The sequence below is a fragment of the Sulfitobacter sp. HI0129 genome (assembly GCF_001635395.1).
Taxonomy (GTDB): domain Bacteria; phylum Pseudomonadota; class Alphaproteobacteria; order Rhodobacterales; family Rhodobacteraceae; genus Sulfitobacter.
Genome location: NZ_LWGH01001035.1, coordinates 1 through 11,149, shown reverse-complemented (window position 1 = coordinate 11,149; position 11,149 = coordinate 1). Strand labels below are relative to the sequence as shown.

General features: G+C 62.5%; 13 protein-coding genes. 4 read left to right on the top strand and 9 right to left on the bottom strand.

What is annotated here, in order from left to right; translation table 11 throughout:
• Window positions 1-900: aldo/keto reductase (locus tag A3764_RS22035; RefSeq protein ID WP_067952110.1), on the top strand; the 900-nt coding region annotated here is incomplete at its 5' end.
• A gap of 58 nt (window positions 901-958) precedes the next feature.
• On the top strand, window positions 959-1,906 hold the full coding sequence (locus A3764_RS22030) for an SDR family oxidoreductase (protein ID WP_067926461.1): 948 nt from the start codon (window positions 959-961) through the stop codon (window positions 1,904-1,906).
• Window positions 1,907-1,968: 62 nt separating this feature from the next.
• Here the strand turns inward: A3764_RS22030 and A3764_RS22025 are convergent, their stop codons facing one another.
• The 3 genes from A3764_RS22025 to A3764_RS22015 are packed head-to-tail and all read right to left on the bottom strand — an operon-like array spanning window position 1,969 to window position 3,762.
• Window positions 1,969-2,886: an MBL fold metallo-hydrolase gene (locus A3764_RS22025; protein WP_067926458.1), complete on the bottom strand. Its 918-nt coding sequence runs from the start codon at window positions 2,884-2,886 to the stop codon at window positions 1,969-1,971.
• Complete coding sequence (locus A3764_RS22020) at window positions 2,886-3,326, bottom strand: YeeE/YedE family protein (protein ID WP_067926455.1); 441 nt, start codon at window positions 3,324-3,326, stop codon at window positions 2,886-2,888. Before A3764_RS22020 ends, A3764_RS22025 begins: the two co-directional genes overlap by 1 nt.
• A gap of 1 nt (window position 3,327) precedes the next feature.
• Window positions 3,328-3,762: a YeeE/YedE family protein gene (locus tag A3764_RS22015; RefSeq protein ID WP_067926510.1), complete on the bottom strand. Its 435-nt coding sequence runs from the start codon at window positions 3,760-3,762 to the stop codon at window positions 3,328-3,330.
• Window positions 3,763-3,853: 91 nt separating this feature from the next.
• Here A3764_RS22015 and A3764_RS22010 point away from each other — a divergent pair, with 91 nt between their 5' ends.
• Window positions 3,854-4,165, top strand: a complete 312-nt coding sequence (locus A3764_RS22010; protein ID WP_067926452.1) for an ArsR/SmtB family transcription factor — start codon at window positions 3,854-3,856, stop codon at window positions 4,163-4,165.
• 33 nt (window positions 4,166-4,198) lie between these two features.
• On the opposite strand, the gene A3764_RS22005 is transcribed toward A3764_RS22010, so the two are convergent.
• Genes A3764_RS22005 through A3764_RS21990 form a run of 4 tightly spaced genes read right to left on the bottom strand, consistent with a single transcriptional unit; the run spans window position 4,199 to window position 8,829 of the window.
• The gene (locus tag A3764_RS22005; protein ID WP_067926448.1) at window positions 4,199-4,759 is read right to left on the bottom strand and encodes a PqiC family protein; all 561 of its coding nucleotides are present in this window, start codon (window positions 4,757-4,759) and stop codon (window positions 4,199-4,201) included.
• A 2-nt stretch (window positions 4,760-4,761) separates the two neighbouring features.
• Window positions 4,762-7,572: an MlaD family protein gene (locus A3764_RS22000; RefSeq protein WP_067926445.1), complete on the bottom strand. Its 2,811-nt coding sequence runs from the start codon at window positions 7,570-7,572 to the stop codon at window positions 4,762-4,764.
• Window positions 7,565-8,170, bottom strand: coding sequence for a paraquat-inducible protein A (locus A3764_RS21995; protein WP_067926507.1), 606 nt, complete (start codon window positions 8,168-8,170; stop codon window positions 7,565-7,567). The genes A3764_RS22000 and A3764_RS21995 overlap by 8 nt, the downstream gene beginning before the upstream one ends.
• Before the next feature lie 11 nt (window positions 8,171-8,181).
• A complete protein-coding gene (locus A3764_RS21990) occupies window positions 8,182-8,829 on the bottom strand; it encodes a paraquat-inducible protein A (RefSeq protein WP_067926442.1) in 648 nt (215 codons plus the stop codon).
• Between the two features lie 151 nt (window positions 8,830-8,980).
• Here A3764_RS21990 and A3764_RS21985 point away from each other — a divergent pair, with 151 nt between their 5' ends.
• Window positions 8,981-9,541, top strand: coding sequence for a type 1 glutamine amidotransferase domain-containing protein (locus A3764_RS21985; protein ID WP_067926438.1), 561 nt, complete (start codon window positions 8,981-8,983; stop codon window positions 9,539-9,541).
• Between the two features lie 2 nt (window positions 9,542-9,543).
• On the opposite strand, the gene A3764_RS21980 is transcribed toward A3764_RS21985, so the two are convergent.
• A complete protein-coding gene (locus A3764_RS21980; protein ID WP_067952107.1) occupies window positions 9,544-10,671 on the bottom strand; it encodes a CaiB/BaiF CoA transferase family protein in 1,128 nt (375 codons plus the stop codon).
• A 2-nt stretch (window positions 10,672-10,673) separates the two neighbouring features.
• The coding region (locus A3764_RS21975) for a carcinine hydrolase/isopenicillin-N N-acyltransferase family protein (RefSeq protein ID WP_236628298.1) at window positions 10,674-11,149 on the bottom strand (476 nt) is incomplete at its 5' end.

Sequence of the window (11,149 nt, the reverse complement as noted above, 5' to 3'; positions counted from 1 at the left end):
ACCCGCATGGTCGACCTGTCGATCGAAGCCGGGATCAACATCTTCGACACCGCCAATGTCTACAGCTCGGGCGTCTCGGAAGAGATGCTGGGCAAGGCGCTGGGGTCGCGTCGGCAGGATGTGCTGATCGCGACGAAGGTCTACAACACCACGACCACCGGGCCGAACGATCTGGGTACCAGCCGAAACGCGATCATGCGCGAGGTCGAAGGCAGCCTGAAGCGGCTGGGCACCGATTACATCGACCTCTACCAGGTGCATAACTTTGACGTCACCACGCCGCTGGAGGAGACGCTGCGCGCGCTCGACGACCTCGTGCGGCAGGGCAAGGTGCGCTACATCGGCCTGTCGAACTTCGCCGGCTGGGAAATCGCCAAGGCTGACGGCGTCGCCAAGGTGATGGGAGCGGAGCGGTTCATTTCGTCCCAGTCCTACTACAGCCTCGTCGGGCGAGAGCTGGAACGTGAGATCATCCCGGCCGCCATGGACCTCGGCCTTGGCACCTTCATCTGGAGCCCCCTGGCGGGCGGTTTCCTGAGCGGCAAGTATACCCACGACGGTGAGGCCGAGGGCCGCCGCACGAAGTTCGACTATCCGCAGCTCGACCGAAATCAGGGTTTCGAGGTCATCGACGTGCTGCGGCAGATCGCCGAAGAAAAGGACGCGTCGGTCGCGCAGATCGCGCTGGCCTGGCTCCTGCACAAGCCCGGCGTCACCAGCGCCATTGTTGGCGCGCGCAAGGAGGAGCAACTGATCGACAATCTTGGTGCCGTCGATATCGCGTTGAGCGACGAGGAGATGGCGCAACTGGATGAGGTGAGCGCGCTCAGACCGGAATATCCCGGCAATCTGCCGCCGCTCCGGCGCGGCGAAAGCCTGCTCACCCGGTTTGCGGACTGACTTTCGGCATAGGCACCCGGCCAGCCGCCGGGTGCCGCCTTTACAGAGGATCAGACAGATGGCTGACACGACCTTCGGACCAAAGGGCTGGACGCCCGAGCGCCTCGGCAATCTTGGCGGCAAAACCTACGTCATCACCGGTGCCAACGCGGGCACGGGCTTTCAGGCCGCGCGCATCCTGCTTGCCAAGGGGGCGAAGGTAGTGATGCTGAACCGCAGCGCCGAGAAATCCACCGCCGCCATAGATGATCTTCGTGCGGAGTTCGGCGCGGATGCTGACGTGAACTTTGTGCAAATGGACCTTGCGGAACTCGCCTCTGTACGTGCCGCCGCCGAAGAGGTGCTGAAGAGCGTGCCGCGGATCGACGCGCTGATCTGCAACGCCGCCATCGCACAGGTGCCGACGCAGGAGTTCACCAAGGACGGTTTTGAAAGCCAGCTTGGCACCAACCATTATGGTCACTTTGTCCTCTGCGGAATGCTTTTCGACCGTCTGGAGGAAGCGCAGGGCCGGATCGTCGTTGTCGCCAGCCTCGGCTACAACATGGGGATCAAAACGATCCAGTTTGAAGACATGGACTGGGATCGAAACTACAGCCCCAACCCCGTCTATAGCCAAAGCAAGCTGGCACAGATGATGTTCGCCTACGAGCTTCAGGACCGGATCGCCGCGGCCCACAGGAATGTCGAGGTCTATGTTTGCCACCCCGGCGCCTCCGCCACCTCGCTTATCAGCACCAGCGGGGGGACGATGACGCGCCTTGTCTGGTGGTTCATGACAAAGACGCCCTTTGTGCAGTCCGCCGAAAAGGGCGCCTATCCGGAAGTGATGTGTGCGACCGAGACCGGGTTGGAACAGCGCGCCCTTCATGGCCCCACGGGCCTGATGCAAACCGGCGGACCGGTCGGCAAGGGCACGCTCGAACCGCATGCCCATGACAAAGCGGTCATGGTCCGGCTCTGGAAACGCTCGGAGAACGACACGCGGTTCACCTGGGCGGTCTGAGAACCCGGTAGGAAGCAGGCCATACTGCCCTGCTTCCCACGATCTTCAGGGTTACGTTCCCCTCAATCGAACCGGTTCACCGGCAGCTTGAGGTAATGGTTGCCGTCATCCTCGGCCGGGGGCAGCCGCCCGCCGCGGAGGTTGATCTGCAGGGCGGCGAGGATGCGATTGGGCAGGGACAGCGTCTCGTCCCGCTCATCGCGGATGGCGATCCATTCGTCGCGGTCGGTGCCGTCCTTGACGTGTTTGTTGTTGGCCCTGTGCTCGGCGACGGTGGCCTCCCATTGCGGCTCGTCCCGCCCCTCGGCCCCGTAGTCGTGACCGATATAGAGCCGCGTATTTTCGGGGAGCGACAGGATCTCCTGTATCGAATCCCAAAGCTCGGCAGTGTCGCCGCCCGGGAAGTCGGCGCGGGAGGTGCCGGAATCGGGCTGCATCAGGGTATCGTGGACAAAGGCCGCATCGCCGCAGACATAGGAGATCGACCCCAGCGTATGCCCGGGTGACAAAATGACCCGCATTTTCAGATCGCCCAGCGCGAAGGTTTCACCCTCCTCGAACAGGCGGTCGAAATCCCGCGCGGGATCGAAGGCGTCGGGCAGATTATAGAGATCGGCCCAGATCTTCGCGATATCGGGCACCAGAGCGCCGATCGCATTGGGGGCGCCCGTACGCTCCTTGAGGTGGGCGGAGGCCATGACGTGGTCGGCATGGGGGTGCGTGTCGAGGACCCATTGGACGCTCAGCCCGTTTTCCTTCACCAGATCCAGAACCTGATCCATGCTTTCGGTGGTGAACTTGTAGTTCTTCGGATCGAAATTCCAGACAACGTCGATCAACGCCGCCTTGCGGGTCTTGGGGTCGGCACAGATGTACTGGATAGACCCGGTGTCAGGCTCATAGATGCCCCAGACATCGGGGCTGCCCTCTCCGGTGGAGGGCGAATGGCGGACGACTCGGGAATTGAGGGGTTCGGACATCAGGCTTCTCCTGTCTTTAGGGTTGAAAAGGGATCGGGCGTGCGTTGCGCGAACCACATGCCGATCAACATGAAGGGCACGAAGATCAGCGTGCCGGTCGCCGCTATGGGCAGCGCCGTGAGGGCCGGACCGGGGCAAAAACCGCCGAGGCCCCAGCCTACACCGAAGATACCGGAGCCCGTCATCAGTTTAGGGTCGATATCGCTACGGTCAGGGATCCGGAATTTTGTGTCATAGAACGGGGTGGCGCGTTTGCGGCGAAGCAGGGCGAAACCCGGGGCCGTCACAGCAATGGCACCGCCCATGACAAAGGCGAGGCTGGGATCCCAGGTGCCGAACACATCGAGAAAGTTGAGCACCTTCGCGGGGTCCGACATGCCGGAAATGATGAGGCCAAGGCCGAATATCAGGCCGGAGAGCAGGGCGAATACCTGTTTCATGTCATCCACCCACCATGTGACGGACAACGAATACAGTGATCGCAGCCGTGGCCATGAATGTCACCGTCGCAACGATGGACCTGCCCGACCCACGCGAAATGCCGCAAACGCCGTGACCGGAGGTGCAGCCGTTGCCGAAAACCGAACCGAAACCCACCAGCAACCCGGCTGCCGCCATGACCAGCACGCCGGACGGTACCGTCTGCGTCGGCCAGTTTCCCGACACCAGCAGCCAGAGCGGCGCCGCCAACAGGAGGCCCAGCACGAATAGCGCAGAAACGCCCCGGGCCTCTCCGTCAGCCTTGGCGGCGAAAATGCGGGAGGTCAGACCACTGATGCCCGCGATCCTGCCGTTTGTCGCCATGAGAAGCACTGCGGCGGCCCCGATCAGCATGCCGCCCCCCAGTGACAGCCAAGGGGTAAATTCCGTTTCCATCATCGCCTCCGCTTTTGCGCGGGCATATCTCCCGCTTGTTCATCCTTAGCTCTCGATATATTCTACCGACAGAATATTCAATGGTGCGAATATGAATAAGGGTGACGATATTCTGGAAGGCGACATCGGGGCCGCGGCCGATCTGATGAAAATGCTCGCTTCCGAAGCGCGCCTGCAAATCCTCTGCAGGCTCGTGGATGGGGAACGTTCCGTGGGTGATCTGGCGGAGGCATGTGGCATGGCACAGCCGACGATGTCACAGCAGTTGCGCCGGCTGAAGGATGCCGGTCTGGTGGACTCCTCCCGCAGGGGGCAGACGATCCTCTACCGGATCAAGGGCGACGAGGTTCAGGCCGTGCTGCATACGCTGCACAGGCTCTATTGCGCCCAGCCTGAAGGCTGAACGCCACTGCCGCAGAATATTTCGCGGATCGCCTCAGCGCAGGCCGTTACGCGCGATGAAAATCGAAAGGTCGAGGATCAGGCGCCCGCGCGCCGCCGCGATGGCATTGGGGCCCCCGTCGGGATTGAACGGTACCGACAGATCGAACAGGCCCGAGCGTTCGCGCCCCTCCCCGCCTGATACGAAATACTGGCCCGATGTGCGGAATGTGCCCTGTTCAGACGCCACCAACTCGCTGAACCGCACCTCCAACCGGGCTTCGGGAAAGTCTTCGAACGGCCAGGGTTCCGACGCGATATTGCGGCGGGTCAACCGGGCGAGGTTCTGGCTCAGCTCCAGTGCGATGGACCGTTCCGGGGAATCCGCCCAGAGCACATCCGAAGAACTGATAAGCACGCCACTGCGGGTCTGCAGATGAATTTCATCCGCCGCCGCGTAGGACGGCAGGGAAACATCGCGCACCTCGACCGAGGCAAAGGAAATCGGCACGCTGTCCGTGATGGCAGGGGGCCGGACCGCGAAGCGTTCCGCTTCGCTACAGGCCGCCACGAAGAAAACCAGTCCGATCGCAGCGAAGAAACGTGCAAATGTCATGTTTACCGTCCGAGCAAGAGGGAGTTGGGGTTACGTTCAATGGTCCGGGCCAGAGATGCAAGCGCATCCGCAGCCTTTTGGATGTCACGCAGCGTTTCCCGTGCGGACCGGCTGAGTTCGGCGCCCTGATCGTAGCCTTCGATCGTGCGGCTGGCCTGCGCGAAAAGCGCTGTCAGGCGTTCGACGATCTGCGGCAGGCTGCCGGCGGATGCGGCGATGCTGTCTGCAGCGGTACGGGCGGAATCCAGCGTGCGGTTCACGTTTTCCACCGCGCCGCCTTCGCGCAGTTCCAGCAGCGTCAGGTTCACCTCGTCCAGCGCGTTCTTGAGCGCACCAGGCAGGGCGACCGCATCCTCGGTACTGACGATGGCATCCGCTGAACGGGTGAGTTCGGTGAGTTCCGCCAGCAGCTCCTCTACCGCAAGGCTTTCGGCCTTGGCAGCGATGGCCTGAATACGCTCCACAAGCTCCGGTACGCCATCGACAGACGATGTCACCGACGCGGCGGCGTTTGCAGCTTCGTCCAGCACAGCGTTCAGACGGGCGGTAATCTCCGGCAGTTCATTGCTGCTGTTGGCGATATTGGCCGCAGCGGTACGGGCCGAGGCGAGCGTCTGATTGATGTCGCGCACCGCGCCTCCGTCACGCAGTTCCTTGAGTGTGCCGTTGATCTGATCGATCGCCTCCTTCAGCGACTCGGGCAGAGCGACGGCAGCTTCGCTCGCCAGCACGGCATCCGCGGAACGGACGAGATCCGTGACCTCTGCCAGCAGTTCTTCGACCTGCAGCGATTCAGCCTTGGCGGCGACGTTTTCGATCCGCTCCACAAGCGCGGGAACCCCTTCGACCGACGAATTGATTGAGCCGACCGCCTCAGCCGCGGTATCCAGCACGTCATTCAGGCGCGCGGTCAGGTCCGGCAGCGATTGCGTGGTGATCACGACATTGTCTGCCGCCTGCCGCGCCGCCGCGAGGGTGCCGTTGATATTGTCCACCGCCCCGCCTTCGCGCAGATCGGTCAACGTTCCCGTCACCTCTTCGATCGCAGTGCGCAGGGACGCAGGCAGCGCGACCGCCGCCTCAGATGCGAGGATGGTATCCAGCGATTCCACAAGGCCCACGGCGGCGGTTATCAGCTCTTCCACGTTGAGCGCTTCGGCCTTGGCCGCCACCCCTTGCAGGTTCTCGACCAGTTCCGGCACGCCTTCCACGGAGTTACCGACGTTCTCTGCCGCTGCCATGGCCGCATCGATGGCGGACACCAGCCGCTGGGCAAGCCGTTCTTCCTCCAACTGGGTGACGAGTTGCTCGACCCGGGTAAGCGTGGCGTTGAGCGACACGGGAACGTTCTGCACTTCCTGCGAATTGACCAGACCGGACAGATCCCCCAACAGGGTCCGCACGTCTTGTGGCGTTTCGCGCAGGTTCTCGTCCGAAATCAGGCGATCCGCGGAGTTCAGGAAGCCGATGGCGCTGTTCAAAAGCTCTTCGATCGGCAGGTTGTTGATCCGGGTAAAGACCCCTTCGACCGTGGCCGCAGCGTCGGAAGTTTCGCTTTCCGTCGTGGGCAGCACCGGCAATTCGTTGGGCAGATTGCTGATCCGGGCGGGTTCGGGGTTTTCCACGTCCACGAGTTCGACCTTCAGCCCCCCCGTCAGCAGGCTAGCAGAGGCAAGGCGCGCGCGCAGGCCGTTGGCCACCCGTTCTTCAAGGAAGGCGAGCGCCGACCCGGCCGTTACCTCCCCCGGAAGGCCGAGGCGCGCGGGCTGTATGGCGATGGTGGCGTTGAGACGCACGCGGCTGTCGCCGAACTGGTTGTAATCCACGATGCCCGACAGGGTTTCGACCCTGCCGATGTTGAGACCGCTAAGCTCCACCGGGGCCCCGACAGACAGACCCGATACGTTGTCATCGAAGATAATCGCAAGCTCCAGCGGTTCCACTTCGGAGGCGTTGAAGACCGAGGAGCGCGCGGCTTCCTTCGTTGCGTAGATATCGAAAATCATTCCGTCCTGAACGCGGTCACCGCCGGAAACGAAAGTGTCAAAGGTGATACCGCCGCCCAGCAGGGTCGCGAGCGAGGAAAAATCGATCTCCGCACCGGCGGTTCCAAGCGAAACGCTGAAACCCGAAGTGTCCCAGAACCGGGTGGATTGGTTGATGAGGTCGCGGTGCTCTTCGAAAATAAGCGCCTCGGCGATGGCGAACTTGCCCCCCGGGGCGATCTTGGCCCGCCCCACGCGACCGACTTCGATGCCCTTGAAGAGGATCGGCGCGTTATCCGTCAACTGGCCTGTCGCCGTGCTGCGGAAGGCGATCTGCAGCCCGGATTGGCCGGGGCGGATCAGGGGCGCACCGCTCGACCCCTGAAAGCGGTACTGCACCTGGCCCGGGTCATCGTCCCACGATCCTTCGATGTAGACACCGCTCAAAACGGTGCTCAGGCCTGATACGCCTTGCAAGGTGACTTCCGGCTCGACGATCCAGAACACGGCTGAACTGTCTATGAAGGGCGCGACGGCCTTGTCCACCCGGACGGTCGCGACCACCTTGCCCAGCCCTTCGGTGAAGCCGACGTTTTCGACCCGCCCGACGGTAATGTTGCGGTATTTCAGCTCGGTCTGGCCGGCGGCGATACCCGCGCCGCTTTCGAACTCGATCTTGATCTCCGGACCGCGCTCATTGTAGGAGCGCCACGCGACGGCGAGGGCTACGACGAGGGCCAGCAGCGGGATAAGCCAGACGATGGATGCTCCGCTGAAAAACGCTTTGCGTGCGGGCGTCACCGAAACTTCGGGTGGGGTTTCACTCATCTTTCTTGGCATCCTCATCGCGGGTCCGGACATCCCATATCATGCGGGAGTCGAAGGCTTGGGCCGACAGCATCGTGAATATCACCGACAGGGCAAAGAAAAAGCTTGCCGTTCCGGGTGTTATCGATGCCAGTGTTCTGAGTTGCACCAGTGATGACAGGATCGCAACTACAAAGATGTCGATCATGGACCAGCGGCCAATGTATTCGACGATTTCATACATCAACTGGCGCGAATGACTGGATGCCGCGGTGCGGGTTTTGACGCTGATGGCGAGAAAGGCAATGGCCCAGAATTTTGCCAGCGGGATCACCACCGAAGCGAACAGGATGATGAAGGCGATGCCCCATGATCCATATTCGGCAAGCTCCACCGCGCCCCCGATGATCGTGCTTTCTTCTTTCACGAAAAGGGTCTGTGTGCGCAGCATCGGGTAGGCATTGGCGGGCACATAGCAAATCACGCCCATCAGCCAGTAGGCCCAGACGCGCTGCAGGCTATCGGTATCCCGCGAAACCAGCGTGTTGCCGCAGCGCCCACAGACGGTCCGGCCAAGCGGCCAGGCGCGCGAGCAGCGTGTACAGGCCACAACGCCCATTTCACGCGCGGTCACGATCTTTTCGGATGTTCCAGCGCGTTCCATACAGACCATCTACACAAAAAACTGTCCTGCGCCACGAGCAGAACCACGAGAGCGCCGAACATCCAGAAAGCGGGCCCAAAGGCCACATTCGCCAAATCCGCTATCTTCACCAGCGCGACAGCGCAGCCCAGCGCGAAGATCTCGGCCATGGACCATGGTCGCATCGCTTCGGACAGGCGGAAGGCGGCCATGGCATGAGGGGCGGGCGGCCTGTCGAAAACCAGCGGAACCAGCACGTAAAGCGTCAGCAGCACCCGCGCGAGCGGCACGAAAATGATCAGCGCCGCGGTCGCGAGCGACAGGACGATCAGCGGCCCGCCGCCAAAGGCCAGCGCGGCATCCATGATCGAAACCGCGTTCCGGTTCCCCGCGGCGTCGATTTCCAGAAACGGGAAATAGGCGGCTCCGAGAATGAGGATGAGCACAGACAGCGCGATGGCGATGATCCGCAGCCCCGCATTGCGCCGCGGAGAGATCAGGACCGTGTGACAGCGCTGGCAGACCGCCCGTTCGCCATGCTGGGGCTTCTTCAGCCGATAGGCTGCGTCGCACTGGGGGCAAACGATGAGTTCCGGCAGCGGAACATCGGTATCGGGGGCGGCGGGCGCGGTCATAACGTCTTTTATTTTATTGTCCTGAAAAGGGGAATCACATTCTTGCGCTGCGACGATCCGCGCATGGGGGGCGGTGCGTTCCACCGCTGGAACATTGACCGGATCGACGTGTTGGGACTGCACAGATGTAATGATTAACCGGAGGTTCAAGATGACACATATGACTGACGCAAAGATCCTCATTCTCGCGACCGATGGGTTCGAACAATCCGAACTCCTGCGCCCCCTCGATGACCTCAAGGCAAATGGCGCGACCGTCCATGTCGCCACGCCCGACGGTGAAGCGATCACCGGCTGGGATGAAAACGACTGGGGCAAGGAAGTAGCCGCCGATCTGAAGCTGACGGACGTCAAGGTGGAGGACTACCACGCCATCGTCCTGCCCGGCGGTCAGATCAATCCGGACGTTCTGCGCCAGAATGAAGACGCTGTCGCGCTGATCAAATCCTTTGCGGATGCGGGCAAGACCGTTGCCGCGATCTGCCACGCGCCGTGGCTGTTGATCGAAGCGGGCATTATCGAAGGTCGCAAGGCCACTTCGTACCCTTCCATCGCAACCGATCTGAAGAATGCAGGCGCGAAGTGGGAAGACAGCGAAGTCGTCGTAGATCAGGGCATCATCACAAGCCGATCGCCCGACGACCTGGAAGCCTTCGTCAACAAGATCGTCGAAGAAGTTCGCGAAGGGAAGCACGACCGGGCGGCTGCTTGACCCTATGACTGCCGGTCAGCCGGCAAAGCGCTGATCTGATCTAAGAGGTCCTCGTCGAAGTTGATTTCGGCGAGGACCTCTTTCGTATCACCGCCCGGGGGTCGTGGAGCCGCCGGTTCAGCGCAGGGCGTTCCGGAAAAGCGCGGTGCAGGCATGGCCTGTAGTGGCACGTCCGCGTCAGTGAGAAATACTTCACGGGCAGCGTTCTGGGGGTGCCGGGGCGCTTCGGCAAAGCTCAGCACCGGGGCCACGCAGGCATCTGTTCCCGCGAAATGCTCTGCCCATTCATCCCGTGTTCTGGTCAGAAAGAGGTCCGCGAATTCGCGCGTGCGGCTGGGCCATGTCTTTGTGTCGTTCTGGGTCTGCGCCAGATCGGCGGGCAGACCCAGCCGGTCGAGCAGGATGGCGTAGAACTGCGGCTCCAGCGCGCCGACAGAGATATATCGCCCGTCGGCACAGGCATAGCAGCGATAGAACGGCGCGGCCCCATCCAGCCAGTTGGCGCCACGCTCTTCCGTCCATGTACCACGGGCCAGCATCGAATGGATCAGCCCCATCATCGCGGGCACGCCTTCGATCATCGCGGCGTCCACAACCTGCCCCTTGCCGGTCGTTCCCCGGGCGAAAAGCGCCGAAAGGATCCCGAAAAGCAGGAACATTGTGCCCCCACCATAATCCGCCACGAGGTTGAGCGGGGGAACCGGCGGGCGCCCCGCCTCCCCCATGGCGTGCAGCGCGCCGGTGATCGCCAGATAGTTGATGTCATGCCCCGCCGTCTGCGCCCATGGGCCGTCCTGCCCCCATCCTGTCATACGAGCATAGATCAGGGTGTCGGGGCAGGCATCCGGCCCCAGCCCGAGGCGCTCCATCACCCCGGGGCGGAAGCCTTCGATCAGGACGTCGGCAGAGGCGATCAGCGCGCGTGCCGCTTTCAGGCCCGCGGGCGACTTCAGGTTCAGGGCGACGGAGCGTTTGCCGCGCCGGTTCACGTCCGTCGGATCGGCAGGCGCCGCCGCACGGTCCACAACGATGACATCCGCGCCAAGATCGGCAAGCAGTTGCCCTGCCAGTGGCGCAGGCCCCAAACCGGCGAATTCGATGACTTTCAGACCTTTTAGGGGGCCCGCCATGATCAGGCCGCTCCCGGCAGATCGACCCGGCGGCCGCCTTCTTCGAAGCCGTCAAGCGACAGGGGCCATACGGTCCCCGGCCAGCGCAGTTCCATCTGGCGCTTCCGGGGGCGGTAGATGGCGGTGTAAAGCGTGCCGAAACCGGCATTGAACGCCGTCGAATAGAGCGGCGGTTTGAGGAAGGCGGAGATGAACTTTTCCTCCGGGTCGCGGTGCAGGCGCAGCCTTTGCAACAAAAAGCGTTCGCGTTCCACCGTGGCGGTGAACCGCGCGTGGCTCACCCATTCGACGTTTTCCTGATGGTTCGTCGCGACGGCGGCATGGGTGATATGTGCCGGCCGGTCGGGGGCCATCATCGCGGTCAGGTAGTTCCGCTTCCGGTCCAGCACGGTGACGTTATAGCTCATATGGGTGGGAACGCGGGCCAGCACCTTGCCCGCTTCTTCGGTGGTTTTGCAGGTCTGCAGAACATAGCGCA

Coding starts and splice junctions, on each gene's coding strand:
- A3764_RS22030 (WP_067926461.1), top strand. CDS start 959: ATGGCTGACACGACCTTCGGACCAAAGGGCTGGACGCCCGAGCGCCTC.
- A3764_RS22025 (WP_067926458.1), bottom strand. CDS start 2,886: ATGTCCGAACCCCTCAATTCCCGAGTCGTCCGCCATTCGCCCTCCACC.
- A3764_RS22020 (WP_067926455.1), bottom strand. CDS start 3,326: ATGAAACAGGTATTCGCCCTGCTCTCCGGCCTGATATTCGGCCTTGGC.
- A3764_RS22015 (WP_067926510.1), bottom strand. CDS start 3,762: ATGGAAACGGAATTTACCCCTTGGCTGTCACTGGGGGGCGGCATGCTG.
- A3764_RS22010 (WP_067926452.1), top strand. CDS start 3,854: ATGAATAAGGGTGACGATATTCTGGAAGGCGACATCGGGGCCGCGGCC.
- A3764_RS22005 (WP_067926448.1), bottom strand. CDS start 4,759: ATGACATTTGCACGTTTCTTCGCTGCGATCGGACTGGTTTTCTTCGTG.
- A3764_RS22000 (WP_067926445.1), bottom strand. CDS start 7,572: ATGAGTGAAACCCCACCCGAAGTTTCGGTGACGCCCGCACGCAAAGCG.
- A3764_RS21995 (WP_067926507.1), bottom strand. CDS start 8,170: ATGGGCGTTGTGGCCTGTACACGCTGCTCGCGCGCCTGGCCGCTTGGC.
- A3764_RS21990 (WP_067926442.1), bottom strand. CDS start 8,829: ATGACCGCGCCCGCCGCCCCCGATACCGATGTTCCGCTGCCGGAACTC.
- A3764_RS21985 (WP_067926438.1), top strand. CDS start 8,981: ATGACACATATGACTGACGCAAAGATCCTCATTCTCGCGACCGATGGG.
- A3764_RS21980 (WP_067952107.1), bottom strand. CDS start 10,671: ATGGCGGGCCCCCTAAAAGGTCTGAAAGTCATCGAATTCGCCGGTTTG.